The 15,539-nt window shown below is 40.7% G+C and carries 24 protein-coding genes; 4 read left to right on the top strand and 20 right to left on the bottom strand.

Annotated features, from left to right (window positions below; all coding sequences use genetic code 11):
* Nucleotides 1-717 precede the first annotated feature (717 nt).
* From rplQ to I6F49_RS19245, 18 genes are all read right to left on the bottom strand, one after another.
* A complete protein-coding gene (rplQ, locus tag I6F49_RS19330; protein ID WP_002959450.1) occupies nt 718-1,119 on the bottom strand; it encodes a 50S ribosomal protein L17 in 402 nt (133 codons plus the stop codon).
* Between the two features lie 39 nt (nt 1,120-1,158).
* Complete coding sequence (locus I6F49_RS19325; RefSeq protein ID WP_002959452.1) at nt 1,159-2,145, bottom strand: DNA-directed RNA polymerase subunit alpha; 987 nt, start codon at nt 2,143-2,145, stop codon at nt 1,159-1,161.
* Between the two features lie 24 nt (nt 2,146-2,169).
* Complete coding sequence (gene rpsD / locus I6F49_RS19320; protein ID WP_002959461.1) at nt 2,170-2,790, bottom strand: 30S ribosomal protein S4; 621 nt, start codon at nt 2,788-2,790, stop codon at nt 2,170-2,172.
* Nucleotides 2,791-2,811: 21 nt separating this feature from the next.
* A complete protein-coding gene (gene rpsK / locus I6F49_RS19315) occupies nt 2,812-3,198 on the bottom strand; it encodes a 30S ribosomal protein S11 (RefSeq protein WP_002959471.1) in 387 nt (128 codons plus the stop codon).
* A 12-nt stretch (nt 3,199-3,210) separates the two neighbouring features.
* Complete coding sequence (gene rpsM / locus I6F49_RS19310; protein ID WP_007584664.1) at nt 3,211-3,567, bottom strand: 30S ribosomal protein S13; 357 nt, start codon at nt 3,565-3,567, stop codon at nt 3,211-3,213.
* Between the two features lie 124 nt (nt 3,568-3,691).
* The gene (rpmJ, locus tag I6F49_RS19305; RefSeq protein WP_002959476.1) at nt 3,692-3,805 is read right to left on the bottom strand and encodes a 50S ribosomal protein L36; all 114 of its coding nucleotides are present in this window, start codon (nt 3,803-3,805) and stop codon (nt 3,692-3,694) included.
* Between the two features lie 22 nt (nt 3,806-3,827).
* Entirely contained in the window at nt 3,828-5,156 is a 1,329-nt protein-coding gene (gene secY, locus I6F49_RS19300) for a preprotein translocase subunit SecY (RefSeq protein WP_007584663.1), read from the bottom strand.
* Between the two features lie 10 nt (nt 5,157-5,166).
* A complete protein-coding gene (gene rplO, locus I6F49_RS19295; protein ID WP_002959480.1) occupies nt 5,167-5,601 on the bottom strand; it encodes a 50S ribosomal protein L15 in 435 nt (144 codons plus the stop codon).
* Between the two features lie 4 nt (nt 5,602-5,605).
* Complete coding sequence (gene rpmD, locus I6F49_RS19290) at nt 5,606-5,788, bottom strand: 50S ribosomal protein L30 (protein WP_002959482.1); 183 nt, start codon at nt 5,786-5,788, stop codon at nt 5,606-5,608.
* A gap of 2 nt (nt 5,789-5,790) precedes the next feature.
* Complete coding sequence (gene rpsE, locus I6F49_RS19285) at nt 5,791-6,297, bottom strand: 30S ribosomal protein S5 (RefSeq protein ID WP_002959485.1); 507 nt, start codon at nt 6,295-6,297, stop codon at nt 5,791-5,793.
* A gap of 9 nt (nt 6,298-6,306) precedes the next feature.
* On the bottom strand, nt 6,307-6,657 hold the full coding sequence (gene rplR / locus I6F49_RS19280; RefSeq protein WP_002959486.1) for a 50S ribosomal protein L18: 351 nt from the start codon (nt 6,655-6,657) through the stop codon (nt 6,307-6,309).
* 9 nt (nt 6,658-6,666) lie between these two features.
* Entirely contained in the window at nt 6,667-7,200 is a 534-nt protein-coding gene (gene rplF / locus I6F49_RS19275) for a 50S ribosomal protein L6 (RefSeq protein ID WP_002959488.1), read from the bottom strand.
* Between the two features lie 13 nt (nt 7,201-7,213).
* Nucleotides 7,214-7,606: a 30S ribosomal protein S8 gene (rpsH, locus tag I6F49_RS19270; RefSeq protein ID WP_007584660.1), complete on the bottom strand. Its 393-nt coding sequence runs from the start codon at nt 7,604-7,606 to the stop codon at nt 7,214-7,216.
* Nucleotides 7,607-7,627: 21 nt separating this feature from the next.
* On the bottom strand, nt 7,628-7,933 hold the full coding sequence (rpsN, locus tag I6F49_RS19265) for a 30S ribosomal protein S14 (protein WP_010554914.1): 306 nt from the start codon (nt 7,931-7,933) through the stop codon (nt 7,628-7,630).
* 10 nt (nt 7,934-7,943) lie between these two features.
* Entirely contained in the window at nt 7,944-8,483 is a 540-nt protein-coding gene (gene rplE / locus I6F49_RS19260; RefSeq protein WP_010554915.1) for a 50S ribosomal protein L5, read from the bottom strand.
* Nucleotides 8,484-8,499: 16 nt separating this feature from the next.
* Nucleotides 8,500-8,814: a 50S ribosomal protein L24 gene (rplX, locus tag I6F49_RS19255; RefSeq protein ID WP_002959496.1), complete on the bottom strand. Its 315-nt coding sequence runs from the start codon at nt 8,812-8,814 to the stop codon at nt 8,500-8,502.
* 10 nt (nt 8,815-8,824) lie between these two features.
* Nucleotides 8,825-9,193, bottom strand: a complete 369-nt coding sequence (gene rplN, locus I6F49_RS19250) for a 50S ribosomal protein L14 (RefSeq protein ID WP_002959498.1) — start codon at nt 9,191-9,193, stop codon at nt 8,825-8,827.
* A 273-nt stretch (nt 9,194-9,466) separates the two neighbouring features.
* Entirely contained in the window at nt 9,467-11,437 is a 1,971-nt protein-coding gene (locus I6F49_RS19245; protein ID WP_197181652.1) for an AsmA family protein, read from the bottom strand.
* Nucleotides 11,438-11,670: 233 nt separating this feature from the next.
* Here I6F49_RS19245 and I6F49_RS19240 point away from each other — a divergent pair, with 233 nt between their 5' ends.
* The 4 genes from I6F49_RS19240 to I6F49_RS19225 all read left to right on the top strand — a co-directional run bounded on the left by I6F49_RS19240 (nt 11,671) and on the right by I6F49_RS19225 (nt 14,586).
* Nucleotides 11,671-12,096: a hypothetical protein gene (locus I6F49_RS19240; RefSeq protein ID WP_197181651.1), complete on the top strand. Its 426-nt coding sequence runs from the start codon at nt 11,671-11,673 to the stop codon at nt 12,094-12,096.
* Nucleotides 12,097-12,104: 8 nt separating this feature from the next.
* Entirely contained in the window at nt 12,105-12,305 is a 201-nt protein-coding gene (locus I6F49_RS19235; protein WP_010554918.1) for a helix-turn-helix transcriptional regulator, read from the top strand.
* Between the two features lie 155 nt (nt 12,306-12,460).
* Nucleotides 12,461-13,624: a hypothetical protein gene (locus I6F49_RS19230; RefSeq protein WP_165729097.1), complete on the top strand. Its 1,164-nt coding sequence runs from the start codon at nt 12,461-12,463 to the stop codon at nt 13,622-13,624.
* Nucleotides 13,625-13,899: 275 nt separating this feature from the next.
* Nucleotides 13,900-14,586 (top strand): TorF family putative porin, encoded by a 687-nt coding sequence (locus I6F49_RS19225; protein ID WP_024591363.1) that lies wholly within the window; start codon nt 13,900-13,902, stop codon nt 14,584-14,586.
* Nucleotides 14,587-14,640: 54 nt separating this feature from the next.
* Here I6F49_RS19225 and I6F49_RS19220 read toward each other — a convergent pair whose 3' ends face one another.
* Nucleotides 14,641-14,976, bottom strand: coding sequence for a Bor/Iss family lipoprotein (locus I6F49_RS19220; RefSeq protein ID WP_165729094.1), 336 nt, complete (start codon nt 14,974-14,976; stop codon nt 14,641-14,643).
* The gene (locus I6F49_RS19215; RefSeq protein WP_165729093.1) at nt 14,973-15,284 is read right to left on the bottom strand and encodes a Bor family protein; all 312 of its coding nucleotides are present in this window, start codon (nt 15,282-15,284) and stop codon (nt 14,973-14,975) included. The genes I6F49_RS19220 and I6F49_RS19215 overlap by 4 nt, the downstream gene beginning before the upstream one ends.
* Between the last annotated feature and the right edge of the window lie 255 nt (nt 15,285-15,539).

The following is a 15,539-nucleotide window of genomic DNA, read 5'->3' as shown; positions in this document are numbered from 1 at the left end:
GGCGTTTCCCGTCTCAGTGGGGTCGCATTATAGGGAGATCCGAAAACAGATCAACCCTTTTTTGAAGAAAACTTGAAATAAAGTGCTGTTCGCTGAGTATTTGAGCTAAACGCTCAAAAACACAACTAAACCACCTGTATCAAGAAGTTTATAGGGCTATTTAAAATCAAAATTATGATAACTAGCTATCAGTAGAGACGTATTTGGATCAACAATCCTGAAAAAGCCAACCAATAAGTTAAGAGTCGTGTTGCTAAAATCATTTGAAATAGTCAAAAGCTGAGATTTGAATTCATTGGGCTATGTTTTATTTAAGAAGTGAGTTTACTTAGGCCGCAATGATTAGCTTTACTATGAGGTTCTTAGTACCGGTATATAGATTAAGAGAGCGAACGCTATATCTTCTGATAAGCTCTAATAAATAAAAACTTAATCAGGGATTGCTTAATGGTAGTTAAATTCGAAGTGCTATCATTAATAACTGTAAATCACTATATAATGAAAATGATCTTTAACTAGAACCTGATAGGCTATTTTCAATCAATGGTAAGTAAAGAGTCACTAGGTAGCTATTAAAATAGCTGTCAAAACAACCTATCGATTCAGAATCTATGAGTCGATACACATAATAGAAGGTAATTACTCGTTCATATAGTTTGACAAATTTTAGGCAAGAAAAAGCCGAGCATAAGCTCGGCTTTTAGGTTTCTTTAAGACTTACTCTGCAGACTGTGCGTCTTCTTGAACTGCTTCGCTAGTCGCTGGGCGACCAACTAGTTCAATATAAGCCATTGGTGCATTATCACCAGTACGGAAGCCACACTTAAGAATACGAGTGTAACCACCTGGACGATCCGCGTTACGTGGACCGATTTCACTGAATAATTTACCAACAACTTCATTATCACGCGTGCGAGCAAACGCTAAACGGCGATTTGCTACACTGTCAGTCTTAGCCAGTGTGATTAAAGGTTCAATTACACGACGTAACTCTTTCGCTTTAGGCAAAGTAGTTTTGATGATTTCATGTTTCACCAAAGAACCTGCCATATTGCTAAACATCGCTTTACGATGGCTACTGTTACGGTTTAATTGACGACCACTCTTACGATGGCGCATGACCCTATCCTTCTAACTAAACTAATATAGTGATTTAGATTATTCAGCTAAACTTGCAGGTGGCCAATTTTCTAGGCGCATGCCTAGAGAAAGTCCACGTGAAGCTAGCACGTCTTTAATTTCAGTTAGAGACTTCTTACCTAAATTAGGCGTTTTAAGAAGCTCAACTTCAGTGCGCTGAACTAAATCACCGATATATTGAATTTGCTCGGCTTTCAAACAATTTGCTGAGCGTACTGTTAATTCAAGGTCATCAACTGGACGAAGTAGAATAGGATCGAATTCTGGCTTCTCTTCTTTCTCTTCTGGCTCAGTTACATCACGTAAATCTACGAATGCATCTAATTGCTCAGCTAAGATAGTAGACGCACGGCGGATCGCTTCTTCTGGATCTAAAGTGCCGTTTGTTTCCATATCAATGATTAACTTGTCTAAATCTGTACGTTGCTCAACTCGAGCTGATTCAACCGAGTACGCAATACGTTCAACTGGGCTAAATGATGCATCAAGCAACAATCTACCAATTGGACGCTCATCGTCATCAGAGGATAAACGACTAGATGCCGGCACATAACCACGACCACGTTCAACACGAATACGCATGCTGATCTCGCTGTTATTTGTAGTTAAATTACAAATAACGTGATCTGGATTAGCAATTGTTACATCGCCATCGTGCTGAATATCAGCCGCAGTAACAGGGCCTACACCAGATTTAGTCAGGGTCAGAAAAACTTCATCTTTGCCTTCTAACGTTACTGCTAAACCTTTAAGGTTTAATAGTATTTCAATGATGTCTTCTTGAACGCCTTCTTTCGCGCTGTACTCATGTAATACACCGTCGATTTCAACTTCAGTTACTGCACATCCAGGCATAGATGAAAGTAATATACGGCGTAAAGCATTACCCAGAGTATGGCCAAAGCCACGCTCTAATGGTTCTAAAACTATTTTAGAACGCGTTGGGTTGATAGCGTCGATGTCGACTAACCTTGGTTTTAGAAATTCTGTAACAGAACCCTGCATTTTATCCTCTCTTAACTCTTAACTTTACTTAGAGTAAAGTTCGACGATTAGTTGTTCATTAATGTCCGCAGACAGGTCTGAACGCTCAGGTAGACGCTTAAAGCTGCCTTCCAATTTCTTACCGTCAACTTCAACCCAAGTCGGCTTTTCACGTTGCTCAGCCAACTCTAGAGCAGCGATGATACGTGCTTGTGTCTTAGACTTCTCACGGATTACAACAGTATCTTCTGGAGTAATTACGTATGAAGGAATGTTCACAACACGACCATTAACTAAAATCGCTTTATGGCTTACTAACTGACGTGCTTCTGCACGTGTGCTAGCAAAACCCATGCGATATACAACATTGTCTAAACGTTGCTCTAAAAGCTGTAACAAGTTTTCACCTGTATTACCTTTAAGGCGAGCAGCTTCTTTGTAGTAGTTACGGAATTGCTTTTCTAATACACCGTATATACGACGTACTTTTTGCTTTTCACGTAATTGTAAACCGTAATCAGATAAACGACCTTTACGGGCGCCGTGCTGACCAGGTGCAGTCTCAAGTTTACACTTAGAGTCGATAGCTCTTACGCCGCTCTTAAGGAACAGGTCAGTACCTTCACGACGACTCAGCTTGAGCTTAGGGCCCAAATATCTTGCCATGTTATTTCTCCTAACCTATTGTTAAACGCGACGTTTCTTCGGTGGACGACAACCATTATGTGGTATAGGCGTCACGTCAGTAATGTTGGTAATACGGTAACCAGCAGCATTCAAAGCACGTACAGCAGATTCACGACCTGGACCTGGACCTTTGATGAAAACTTCTAGATTTTTTAAACCGTATTCTTGAGCAGCAGTACCTGCACGCTCTGCAGCAACCTGAGCAGCAAATGGTGTAGATTTACGTGAACCACGGAAACCTGAACCACCGGCAGTAGCCCATGATAGTGCATTACCTTGACGGTCGGTAATCGTTACAATAGTGTTGTTGAAAGACGCATGAACATGAGCCATACCATCAGCAACTTGTTTTTTAACCTTTTTACGACGAATTGGTGTCTTAGCCATAATACTATCCCCTTATCGCTTAATAGGCTTACGTGGACCCTTACGGGTGCGCGCGTTAGTCTTAGTTCTTTGACCACGTAGTGGTAAAGAGCGACGGTGACGTAGGCCACGATAACAACCAAGGTCCATAAGGCGCTTGATATTTAAAGTAACTTCACGACGAAGATCACCTTCAACAGTGTACTTGCCAACTGCATCACGCAGTACGTCAAGAATTTCGTCTGAAAGTTCACCGATTTTTGTGGTTTCGGCGATACCAGTCGCTACTAAGATAGCCTTAGAGCGAGTCTTACCTATGCCATAAATAGCTGTTAAACCAATAACTGCATGTTTATGATCAGGGACGTTAATGCCAGCAATACGGGCCACTAACACATCTCCTATATTCGAATTTGGTAATCATCTGTTTGAAAAGCCCGTAAGGATACTCAAACGAAGACCAAATTACTACTAAAAACACAGGCCGAGAAAACTCAGCCTGCACGCTGTTTACTTAGCCTTGCCTTTGCTTATGCTTAGGCTCACTGCAAATTACGCGTACTACACCAGCACGTTTAATAACTTTACAGTTACGGCATATTTTCTTAACGGAAGCACGTACTTTCATTGCTCAACTCCGTAAACTGACCTTATCGACCGTAGCCTTTAAGGTTCGCTTTTTTCAGCACAGAATCATACTGATGAGACATCAGGTGAGTCTGTACTTGTGCCATAAAGTCCATGATTACTACAACGATAATCAAAACTGATGTACCGCCGAAGTAGAATGGCGTTTGCCACGCCATCGTCATGAATTCAGGCACCAGACAGATAAAGGTTATATACAAAGCACCTGCCAATGTCAGGCGTGTCATCACTTTATCAATGTATTTAGATGTCTGCTCACCTGGACGAATACCTGGGATAAATGCGCCAGATTTCTTAAGGTTATCTGCTGTTTCACGAGGGTTAAAAACCAACGCTGTATAGAAAAAGCAGAAGAAGATAATAGCTGCTGCTAGTACAAGTGAGTACAACGGTTGACCTGGGGTCAACGTAGTAGCTACAGCTTGTAATACATCAGCAACTGGACCTTCACCTTGGCCGAACCAGCTAGCAATTGTACCAGGGAACAGAATTATACTACTAGCGAAGATTGGTGGAATAACACCCGCCATATTTACTTTTAGTGGTAAATGCGTGCTTTGAGCAGCAAATACTTGACGACCTTGTTGGCGTTTAGCGTAGTTAACAACAATACGACGTTGTCCACGTTCAAAAAACACTACAAGATAAGTAACAGCGAATACGATTACCGCAACCATCAGTAGTACAAAAACATTCAAATCACCTTGGCGCGCCATTTCGACTGTCGAACCAATAGCAGACGGCAAGTTAGCTACAATACCAACAAATATTAGAACTGAGATACCGTTACCGATACCGCGTTCTGTAATTTGTTCACCCAACCACATAAGGAACATAGTACCAGTCACTAAACTCACCACTGCGGTGAAGTAGAAACCCATACCAGGGTTAACAACTAACCCCTCCATCATGCCCGGTAAGCTAGAAGCAATACCGATTGATTGAATAGTAGCTAGCACAAGCGTGCCATAGCGTGTGTACTGGCTAATTTTTTTACGCCCTTGCTCACCTTCTTTCTTAAGCTCTATAAACGGAGGATACATATGCGTTAATAGTTGCGTAATAATCGAAGCCGAGATATACGGCATAATACCCAGTGCTAACACTGAAGCTCGCTCAAGAGCACCACCACTAAACATGTTGAACATTTCAACAATGGTGCCCTTTTGTTGCTCGAAGAAATCGGCAAGTACAGCGGCGTCAATCCCAGGGATCGGCACAAATGAACCTAGACGGTAAATTATGATAGCACCCAATACGAAGAGTAATCGGCGCTTCAATTCCGAAAGTCCACCTTGTGCACTTTTTGTATCTTGACCTGGTTTAGCCATTAGTACTTCCTTAGTCTTCTACCTTGCCTCCGGCAGCTTCAATAGCTTCGCGAGCACCTTTAGAGGCTTTAAGGCCTTTAACGGTAACAGCGCGTGAAACTTCGCCAGATTTAACAACTTTAACGAAAAGAACGTTCTTTTTAACTAGACCAGCTGCTTGTAACGCGCTTAGGTCTACCACATCGCCTTCAACTTTAGCGATTTCAAAAAGGTTTATTTCTGCAGATACTAAAGATTTGCGAGAAGTGAAACCAAATTTAGGTAGACGACGTTGCATAGGCATTTGACCGCCTTCAAAACCAACGCGTACTTTGCCGCCAGAACGTGATTTTTGACCTTTGTGACCACGACCGCCAGTCTTACCAAGACCAGAACCGATACCACGACCAACACGTTTTGGAGCAGTTTTTGAACCTGCAGCAGGTGAAAGTGTATTCAAATGCATCGAATTAACCCTCTACCTTAACCATGTAAGAAACCTTGTTTATCATACCACGTACACATGCTGTGTCTTCTAACTCAACAGTGTGGTTGATACGACGTAAACCAAGACCGCGTAATGTAGCTTTATGTTTCGGTAAACGACCGATAGAGCTTTTTACTTGTGTTACTTTTACAGTTTGATTTGCCATGGTTACCCCAGTATTTCGTCTACGCGAAGGCCACGTTTTGCAGCGATTGACTGTGGAGAATTCATATTCTCAAGAGCCGAAATCGTTGCACGTACCACGTTGATTGGGTTAGTAGAACCGTAACATTTAGAAAGTACGTTCTGCACACCAGTCACTTCAAGTACTGCACGCATAGCACCACCTGCAATGATACCAGTACCTTCAGATGCTGGTTTCATGAACACTAGTGAGCCAGCATGACGTCCCTTAACAGGATGCTGTAATGTGTTGCCATTTAGGTCTACGTTGATCATGTTACGACGTGCTTTTTCCATTGCTTTTTGAATAGCAGCTGGAACTTCACGTGCTTTACCATAACCGAAACCTACTTTACCTGCGCCATCACCAACTACAGTTAGTGCAGTAAAGCTAAAGATACGACCACCTTTAACTACTTTAGACACACGGTTCACCGCGATTAGCTTTTCAGCTAGATCAGGCTGTTGTTGCTTTGCTTCTACGTTAGCCATAGTCTACTCCTAGAATTGCAAACCGGCTTCACGCGCAGCATCAGCTAGCGCCTTCACACGGCCGTGATATTTAAAGCCACTGCGATCAAAAGCAATCTTTTCGATGCCTTTGTCAGCCGCACGTTCAGCAACCGCTTTGCCAACTGCTTGCGCAGCTTCAACGTTACCGGTGCCTTTAACTGTTTCGCTAATAGCCTTTTCAACAGTAGAAGCAGCAGCCAGTACATTACCCTCAGCATTTACAACTTGAGCGTAGATGTGACGTGGCGTGCGGTGGATAACAAGACGCGTTGTGCCTTGTTCAATATAATTTCTACGAGTGCGTTTAGCACGACGTAGACGAGCTGTTTTTTTATCCATCGTCTTACCTTACTTCTTCTTAGCCTCTTTACGGCGTACATTCTCATCTGAATAACGAACACCCTTACCTTTATAAGGCTCAGGTTTACGGTATGCACGAATGTTAGCAGCTGTTTGACCAACTAACTGCTTATCTACGCCCTTAACTAGAACTTCTGTTTGGCTTGGAGTTTCAATCGTAATTCCTTCAGGAACTGCGAAATTAACTGGGTGTGAGAAGCCAAGAGTTAAATCTAATGTTTTACCCTTAGCTGCAGCACGGTAACCCACGCCTACTAACTGAAGTTTCTTCTCGTAACCTTCATGCGTACCAACAACCATGTTGTTGATTAGAGCGCGAGCAGTACCTGCTTGAGCCCATGCATTCGCTACGCCATCACGAGGTAAAGTAGTAATAACGTTGTCATTAACTTGTACTTCAACAGCGTTGTTGATAGTACGAGTAAGTTCACCGTTTTTGCCTTTAACTGTGATTTCCTGGCCTTTTAATGTAACTTCTACACCGGCAGGAACAGTAATTGGTGCCTTTGCTATGCGAGACATAGTTCCCCTCCGATTAAGCTACAAAACCAATGATTTCACCACCAACACCAGCACTACGTGCTGTGCGGTCTGTCATTAGGCCTTTAGAAGTTGATACGATAGCGATACCAAGACCACCCATTACCTTAGGTAATTGGTCACGTTTCTTATAGATACGTAGACCAGGGCGACTTACACGCTGGATATTTTCAATTACAGCTTTGCCTTCGAAGTACTTCAACTCGATAGAAAGCTCAGGTTTAGTTTCACCGTTAACGGCGAAATCTACGATATAACCTTCGTCTTTTAGTACTTTAGCTAATGCTACTTTCAGCTTTGAAGTTGGCATCGTTACAGATACTTTCTTCGCTGATTGACCGTTACGAATTCGTGTAAACAAATCCGCGATAGGATCTTGCAAGCTCATAGTCTTACTCCCATGATTCTATTACCAGCTAGCCTTTTTAAGGCCAGGAATTTCACCGCGCATAGCTGCTTCGCGAACTTTAATACGGCTCATGCCGAATTTGCGAAGGAAACCATGTGGGCGGCCCGTAATGTTACAACGATTACGTTGACGTGCAGGGCTAGAATCACGAGGTAAAGCTTGTAGCTTAAGTACCGCGTCCCAACGATCATCTTCAGATGTATTAACATCACTGATGATAGCTTTTAGTGCTGCGCGCTTTTCAGCGAACTGAGCAACTAGTTTTGTGCGCTTTGCTTCGCGCGCTTTCATAGAATTCTTTGCCATAACCCTACCCTTATTTCTTAAATGGGAAGTTAAACGCTTCTAACAACGCACGGCCTTCCTCATCAGATTTCGCAGAAGTAGTGATAGTAATATCCATACCGCGTACACGGTCTACTTTATCGTAATCGATTTCTGGGAAGATGATTTGTTCACGTACGCCCATGCTGTAGTTGCCACGTCCATCAAAAGACTTAGCACTTACGCCACGGAAGTCACGAATACGTGGGATAGCGATTGATACCAAACGCTCAAAAAAGTCCCACATACGCTCGCCGCGTAGGGTTACTTTACAACCAATCGGGTAACCTTCACGCACTTTGAAGCCAGCAACAGATTTGCGTGCTTTAGTGATTAGAGGTTTCTGACCAGAGATTGCTGCTAGATCCGCTACTGCGTTATCTAAAATCTTCTTGTCAGCTAGGGCTTCGCCCACGCCCATATTCAATGTGATCTTTTCGATCTGAGGGACTTGCATGACAGAGCTGAAACCAAACTTCTCTTGAAGTTCAGCAACTACTTTGTCTTTATATACTTCATGCAGTTTCGCCATCATTCTACTCCAACTATTAGATAGTTTTACCAGTAGATTTAAAGATACGTAATTTCTTACCATCTTCAATCTTGAAACCTACACGATCAGCTTTACTCGTTTCCGAGTTGAAGATCGCAACGTTTGATGCATCCATAGATGCTTCTTTCTCAACAATGCCGCCAGCTTGGTTCAATTGTGGAACCGGCTTTTGGTGTTTCTTGATCAAGTTTATGCCTTCGACAAAGATTCGACCAGATTCAGTAACAACTGAAAGCACTTTTCCGCGCTTACCTTTGTCTTTACCTGCTAGTACGATTACTTCGTCATCACGACGTATTTTTGCTGCCATGATTGGCTCCTTACAGTACTTCTGGGGCTAGTGAAACGATTTTCATGAACTTATCATTACGAAGTTCGCGAGTCACAGGGCCGAAAATACGTGTACCAATTGGCTGCAAGTTATCATTTAAGATAACAGCCGCGTTGCTGTCAAAACGGATCAGAGAACCATCTGGACGGCGAACACCTTTTCTGGTACGCACAACTACCGCGTTTTTAACATCACCTTTCTTCACTTTACCGCGAGGAATAGCTTCTTTTACAGAAACTTTAATGATGTCGCCAATCGCTGCGTAGCGACGGTGTGAACCACCAAGGACTTTTATACACTGCACTTTGCGAGCGCCGCTGTTATCAGCAACTTCCAGCTGAGTTTGCATTTGGATCATGTTAATGACCTCCGGTGTAGTAATTACAACGTGTCTAAAATTTGTTTAAAAATCAGACATTTCGATTAAATCCCAATCAAAAAACAAACGAGTTGTCTCTTAAGGGCGGGCAATTGTACCAGCATTGAGGGGGTAGCGATAGGTTATTTTTTAATTAATTTTGAGTGTATGGTTATTAAAGTCGAGTAATTACGGCTATGTAGCTATTTTACAGGTGGTTACAAAACAAACAAGGCACTATATAAGTGCCTTGTTTACGTTAGCTGTAGTTGATTAACCAAATAAACCTTTTAATTTATCTTTAATCTTATCTTTTGCTTTGTCTTTGGCTTTTTCTTTAGCCTCATCGACTTTCTGCTTAGCTTCATCTTTGAGCGCATTGCCTACATCAAGCTTTATACCAACATCATGAAAAGGCCCTTTTATACGTAATGGTATTTTAAAGCCACTACTGTCATCAGTAGTTCCCTGTCCTTCGATTGATCCAACTATGCCCGTAACCAAACGGTAGTTAACCATTGTTTGCGGTAAATCGACGTCCCCTTCACCAGATATTCTAATAAGTGGGCTAATAAGTGATAAATCAGTATTTTTGCCAACACCATTAGTAAAGTTGAAGCTTCCCGTTAGTGCAGAGAAATCCGTTTGCTCAGATTCTTCAAACCCTGTATCTAACCCTTCAGATGCTGCACCAAAGTTTCCTGAAATAAGCTCCTTACCTTTACGTACCATCTCAGCTATATTCGCACCTTTTACAGCTCCATCAGCAAACTCAAATCCAAGCTTTCCGTTAAGCGCACCAATAAACGACTTTTGACTTTGACCAGTTGTGTTTAGGTTCCAATTTAAAGACCCCTTACCCATTAGTTTGTCAAAACCTGCCGCATCCGTTAATAAAGGCTGTGCATCTATACCAGCTAAGTCAAAGTTAGTTGATATTTTATAAGGTACTTGTTGTGCGTTTACATTGATAACGCCTTTACCTGACCCTTCATAAGCAGAAAAGCTATCTAGGCTTAGTTTTGCAATGCTATTTTTTAAAGCAACAGTAAATTGATTTGCGCCCAACTTAATATCGTTAGCTTTTAATCCACTTGAACGAATAACTACATTCGCATCTAGTGAATTTAACGCACTTAGATCAATTTTAGTGTCATCCCATACTATTGGCTCTGCAGGTTTATCATCTTGCTCTACTGGCTCTTCTTGTTTAGCTACTGCTTCAGGTAGGTACGGGTTTAAATCAAGCATACCTAAATCAATATCAGCATTTACAGCTAAACGCTTACCTAGGTTAAGCTCGCTCTTACCTTTTATTTCCAATGCGTCTAACGTCGCAACTAAATCTTCTAAATTAAATTTCTCACCTGCTAGGTGCATTTTACCGTTTACACTAAATGCGTTAAAAGCATTTTCTTTAGCGTCTAACTCTACACCTTGCCATTTCGCAATACTTTTAACAGACTCACCGCTTAGTGCTAACTGACCTTTAATATCTTGGCCTTGCTGAGCAATGCTTCCTTCGAACGTTAGATCAACTAAACGAGAATCTAAGCTTTGTTTAACATTAAAAGTGGTGCCTTCGATTGCTTTAGCAGGAGTATCTAGTTTTATATCAAGCTCAAAACGTTCTTGCATATAAGTAATACCGCCTTTTACTTCTAATGTTTTACGAAGTGAAGGAAGTAAAATAGCGAGCTCGAGATCACTAATTTGTTGTTTAGCACCTGTTTGGCCATCTAGGTAAGTAAATGTACCGCCATAAATAGCAACCTCACCTAATTCAATATCAAAGTTATCTGGAAGCTTTATCGCTTCACCTGATTGGCTTTGCTCTTTAGGTTGCTCTGCAACTGCATCAAACAACTGCCAATTAGCTTTACCATTTTTGTCGGTTTCTAATAGAATATTTGGTTCGTTTATAACAAACTTATCTAATTTAAACTCACCACCAAATAATGAAAACCAAGGTATGTGTACAGCAAGCTGTTTCATACTCGCCATATCGGCGCGCGAACCTGATTCCATATTTGCAAAATGCACGTCGTTAAGTTCTAACTTTAATGCGGGGAATACGCTAAGTGTTTTATCACCTTTAATAATAAGAGTACGCCCAGTTGTTTGTTCTACCTGCTGCGACACTTTATTAAAAATAGTATCAGTAGGGATTAAAAACGGTGCGGCAACAATGAGTGCTATACATAGTAAAAGTATTACACCTACAATTTTAAGTAAGGTTTTCATGATCGTCCTTTCAAACTTGCAAATAATGTTCTTATCATAGCGAGTGTTAGCCTTAAAATCATTGTAGTTGATCTAAAAAAGCCACTAAAACCATTTTATCTGTTCTATATGAATCTTTCCTGAAATATTTTGATACCTTTAGGTTACAAATAAACATTGACCCGGTGATACCCCAAGGTTACATTGATACCCAAGGATTACAAAATATCAAATTCAATTACAGGATGAATACTATGAAACAACAAGATATTAAAACTGAAGAAAAGCTTATGAGTCAAAATATATGGCTTAGTATAAGCTTAGGCATGGTTTGTTTACTTCTCAGTGTTTACTCACTAATAAAGCACGATAACGAAGGGTTATTATTTGTTGGATTGGGCATTTCTTTTTATGTAGTTATAGTGATTATTTACCTCATTAAAGGGGGCTTTCCGTTAAAAATGTATTTTCAATACGCTTATAAAGATGAGTTTCTAAACACCATCGATACTAATGCCTATAAACATTTAAGTTTTGCATTTGTATATTGCCTTCTTGGTGTTTTTTATAAAGGCGATGAAATAGCTAGCGAAGTCTCGCATGCAACTATGGCAATATTCTACCTAGGTATCATGCTCTTGGTATATGGCGCTTCATTGCTTTGGCAAAATCGTGATTAGGAGAGGAAATGCAAAATAACATAGCAAAATTTCGTAAAGAGGCCGGGCTTTCACAGCAAGAACTTGCTGATGCTATTAACGTGTCGCGCAAAACAATAAGTACCGTAGAAACAAACCGGTTTACGCCGTCGGTAATAATTGCTCTAAAAATAGCAAAGCATTTTAATACCTCAGTCGAAAGCCTCTTTGTACTGGATGAAAATGATTAATACATGTTAAAGCTTCAGTGCCATTCTAGTGGTAAAAATACCGATTTAGTCACTTCAATTACAACGTATGAAGGACAGCGCTGTTGTTATTAGCGTAATTGCGCTAAAATAGACCAGCAAAAAAATATATATCTAATCCGGAGATTCTACAAGGCATGAAAAAACTGCTAATTTCACCGTCAAAAATGACGCTAGGCGAACAAGAAAACCAAATCTATCAGAACATTCTGAAGCAATCTTCAGAGTTAAGCCTTAACCTTATGGCCGTGAAAGTAGAAAACCACCCTGATGATTTTTTACCTTGGTGTTACGAATTGCTAAATGCTAGCAGAGATCGTATGAACTACGATTTACTAGAGCCACAGCAATTGCCTGTACTTAAAAAGCTACACGACCAGCTTATTTCAGCTATCAGCTTTTTGCAGGTTAAAACTTTACGTATTGCTCCTTGGCCTGTTGTAAGTGTATTTGTAGAACAACACAAAGACGTTATTGCACTTGATGAACAGCTTCGCTTAGTAGACTACATTAAAAGCATTCGTGAACAATCTCTTAAAGATATGATCCCTGAAGACTTACTTGCGTTTAGCGGTAAGCACATGGCATCACTTGATCCAAGCACATACAACTTTGACGTTGAATGGTTTGCATCTACAAAGAGTGCAAAGAGCTTCCATCAAATGCTTGGTGATTTACCAGGTGCTTTTGATGATGCACTAGTGAATATTCCACTTGAAGGTGATATTACTCAATATGAGTATCAACAATTTGTTGCTGCTTATTCAAAAATATTCACCGACAACAACGAAAAACCAACACTTGCGCCTGCAACTCGTTTGCTTGCAATGCGTCGTCCTGATTTATTTACTCCGATTACAAATAATCGATTAGATGCTTTATGTGGTGCCCTTGGTGTTTCTAAACTTAAAAATAGTGATTTTGAGCGTTACTGGCAAGATATCGTAAAAGGTATTCAAGCTATGTCATGGTACAAAATGGCTAAACCGAGTAATGAGTTAGAAGAACAATTAGTTGCTATTAAAGCGCTAATCCCATGTTTCTTTCACTATGCTGATGCTAAAACACCAGATAACTCTAACTACATTAAACTGCTAAGCAAGCCTAAACGTACTACAACTACAACAGGTAAAACTCAGCGTAGAGGTAAAGAGTCTGCAGAAATTTTAGTAGACCGTGCCCTTGCTGCTGACGATATTCCTGAACATATTCGCAGTAAACGCGATTCAATTGTGAGTGAAGTTCAAAAAGGTCGCAGTGTAAACGAAACAATTAGCCTTATGCGTACTATATTCGGTTAAACCTTCTAATTTAGCCGTACTTTTATGGTGCGGCTAGGTTAATTTATGCACCACCAACGTGCGCAACATCTTCCCTAATGTTATACCCCTTCCCTATTCATAAAATGCAAGCTCATGTTTTTTAATATATAAAAATAATTTTTAGTAAAAATAATGAAGCTGGCACATACAGTGCAATTATCCCGTTAGTTAAACAATAAAAAGCCGTCAGCCTAAAGGTTCCGATTACATAATAAAAACCTTGGCGAGCAAAAATCATATAACGGGAAATGGACATGCTAAAACTAAAAAAAACCATCGCTATAAGTGCTATAGCATTAATGGGCGCAACATCTTTAACGTCAACAGCCGTACATGCTGAAGTAACTGCTAATGCAGCGGCAACATCAAACTACTTATGGCGTGGTCAAGAGCAAACTGGGGGCGATGCAGCTATTTCAGGCGGTATTGATTATGCCAATGAATCGGGCTTTTATGCAGGTACTTGGGCTTCAAATGCATCGTGGGCAGATGAAATGACCTATGAGCTTGACTTATATGCAGGCTTTGGTGGCGATATTAACGAAAGTGTTAGCTACGATGTTGGTTATATTTATTACGCTTACCCAGACGCAGCTTCTGAAGCAGACGCAGATTTCTCTGAAATTTACGGTAGCATCAGTGTTGAAGGCTTTACCTTTGGTGCTTCTGTATTAGCAACATCAGCTGCAAGTGGTGATGGTACAGACTTTGGTGATTCACTTTACCTGACAGCTGACTACGGTTTTGCTGTTGGCAGTAACGGCACTGAAATGGCACTTCACTTAGGCCATTACTCTGGTGATTTTATTGGCGATGATAATATCTTAGATTACGGTGTATCAATTTCGAAAGACGGTTTTACTTTTGGTTTGTCTGATACAGATATGGATGATTCAGATATTAAAGCTTACGTTGCTTATTCTGTAGACTTTAATTTATAAGAAAGAATGTGTTACTTGCTGCAACACGAAGGGCCTTTTGGCCCTTTTCTCGTTTTATAGCTGTTTTGCCTTAAATGGTACCTTATTACATTGTACTTCTACTGTTTTAGGGTACCAAGCTGGGCCGATTTGATTCACAACCACCTCAGCTAAACCATTAGTAAACGATTTATACGTATGAGCGCTTTGCCATTCACCTTGTGGGCAATGTGTTGTTAAATCTAACGGCTCTGATCCCTCGTACAACGCAAGTGCAAAATTATGATGCCACTGTGAGCTTTTTAGCGTTTTATTGCTTACTTTGCTTTGTGCTCCGTTATCAAAGTAAATATTTGTACATCCCGTTAAAATAATCAGTGTGCAACCGGCTGCAAGTAGCTTGATACTCATAATGTTTCCCCTATTACTTGCTCTTGGCACCACACTTTAATGGTATGGGGCGAGTATATTCCAAGCGTAATTAAACTCAGCGCTCCATCACTAAACGTTTGTTGTGACTGCATTTGAATAACCGGTGTATTTGAACATATTTGTTTTACGTCTACGCGTTGCTCGCCTACCAATCCCCAAAAGTAAAATGAGCGACTATCTTCGTAATTAGCTTGGCTCGTTATTTTTGCTGTTGCCTGTGGCTGAATGGTTACCGCAGAACAAGCACTCAGGCTTAATGCTATCGCCCCTATAATTAATGGTTTCATACTCTTTCTTATAAACTAAATACCAGTAAGGTAACTTTATAAGAGAACATAAAATATTAGCGTAAAAAGCTGTGGGGAATATGTAGAAACGCTATGAAGTTTTATACAGTTTATTACACATAAAGGCCGCATAAAGGCTAACACCATTCAGTTAAGCATGTTTTGACTTAATGGTGTACCGAGTTTTTGAAATTCGAACGGTCCTACTTTTGGGCCGTTTTCTTTTTTCTGGAAGAATATAACGTTTCACTCGTT

Source organism: Pseudoalteromonas sp. SWN166 (assembly GCF_015864485.1).
Classification (GTDB): domain Bacteria; phylum Pseudomonadota; class Gammaproteobacteria; order Enterobacterales; family Alteromonadaceae; genus Pseudoalteromonas.
The sequence above is the reverse complement of the archived record's forward strand: the minus strand, read 5'-3'. Positions and strand labels throughout refer to the sequence as shown.

Excerpts from the sequence above, each read along its gene's own strand:
- rplR (WP_002959486.1), bottom strand. The coding sequence starts at position 6,657 with ATGGATAAAAAAACAGCTCGTCTACGTCGTGCTAAACGCACTCGTAGA.
- rpsD (WP_002959461.1), bottom strand. The coding sequence starts at position 2,790 with ATGGCAAGATATTTGGGCCCTAAGCTCAAGCTGAGTCGTCGTGAAGGT.
- rpmJ (WP_002959476.1), bottom strand. The coding sequence starts at position 3,805 with ATGAAAGTACGTGCTTCCGTTAAGAAAATATGCCGTAACTGTAAAGTT.
- rpsH (WP_007584660.1), bottom strand. The coding sequence starts at position 7,606 with ATGAGCTTGCAAGATCCTATCGCGGATTTGTTTACACGAATTCGTAAC.
- I6F49_RS19230 (WP_165729097.1), top strand. The coding sequence starts at position 12,461 with ATGAAAAAACTGCTAATTTCACCGTCAAAAATGACGCTAGGCGAACAA.
- I6F49_RS19235 (WP_010554918.1), top strand. The coding sequence starts at position 12,105 with ATGCAAAATAACATAGCAAAATTTCGTAAAGAGGCCGGGCTTTCACAG.
- secY (WP_007584663.1), bottom strand. The coding sequence starts at position 5,156 with ATGGCTAAACCAGGTCAAGATACAAAAAGTGCACAAGGTGGACTTTCG.
- rplO (WP_002959480.1), bottom strand. The coding sequence starts at position 5,601 with ATGCATTTGAATACACTTTCACCTGCTGCAGGTTCAAAAACTGCTCCA.
- rpmD (WP_002959482.1), bottom strand. The coding sequence starts at position 5,788 with ATGGCAAATCAAACTGTAAAAGTAACACAAGTAAAAAGCTCTATCGGT.
- rplN (WP_002959498.1), bottom strand. The coding sequence starts at position 9,193 with ATGATCCAAATGCAAACTCAGCTGGAAGTTGCTGATAACAGCGGCGCT.
- I6F49_RS19220 (WP_165729094.1), bottom strand. The coding sequence starts at position 14,976 with ATGAGTATCAAGCTACTTGCAGCCGGTTGCACACTGATTATTTTAACG.
- rpsK (WP_002959471.1), bottom strand. The coding sequence starts at position 3,198 with ATGGCTAAGACACCAATTCGTCGTAAAAAGGTTAAAAAACAAGTTGCT.
- rplX (WP_002959496.1), bottom strand. The coding sequence starts at position 8,814 with ATGGCAGCAAAAATACGTCGTGATGACGAAGTAATCGTACTAGCAGGT.
- rplE (WP_010554915.1), bottom strand. The coding sequence starts at position 8,483 with ATGGCGAAACTGCATGAAGTATATAAAGACAAAGTAGTTGCTGAACTT.
- rpsN (WP_010554914.1), bottom strand. The coding sequence starts at position 7,933 with ATGGCAAAGAATTCTATGAAAGCGCGCGAAGCAAAGCGCACAAAACTA.
- rplQ (WP_002959450.1), bottom strand. The coding sequence starts at position 1,119 with ATGCGCCATCGTAAGAGTGGTCGTCAATTAAACCGTAACAGTAGCCAT.
- I6F49_RS19325 (WP_002959452.1), bottom strand. The coding sequence starts at position 2,145 with ATGCAGGGTTCTGTTACAGAATTTCTAAAACCAAGGTTAGTCGACATC.
- I6F49_RS19225 (WP_024591363.1), top strand. The coding sequence starts at position 13,900 with ATGCTAAAACTAAAAAAAACCATCGCTATAAGTGCTATAGCATTAATG.
- I6F49_RS19245 (WP_197181652.1), bottom strand. The coding sequence starts at position 11,437 with ATGAAAACCTTACTTAAAATTGTAGGTGTAATACTTTTACTATGTATA.
- rpsE (WP_002959485.1), bottom strand. The coding sequence starts at position 6,297 with ATGGCTAACGTAGAAGCAAAGCAACAACAGCCTGATCTAGCTGAAAAG.
- I6F49_RS19240 (WP_197181651.1), top strand. The coding sequence starts at position 11,671 with ATGAAACAACAAGATATTAAAACTGAAGAAAAGCTTATGAGTCAAAAT.
- rplF (WP_002959488.1), bottom strand. The coding sequence starts at position 7,200 with ATGTCTCGCATAGCAAAGGCACCAATTACTGTTCCTGCCGGTGTAGAA.
- I6F49_RS19215 (WP_165729093.1), bottom strand. The coding sequence starts at position 15,284 with ATGAAACCATTAATTATAGGGGCGATAGCATTAAGCCTGAGTGCTTGT.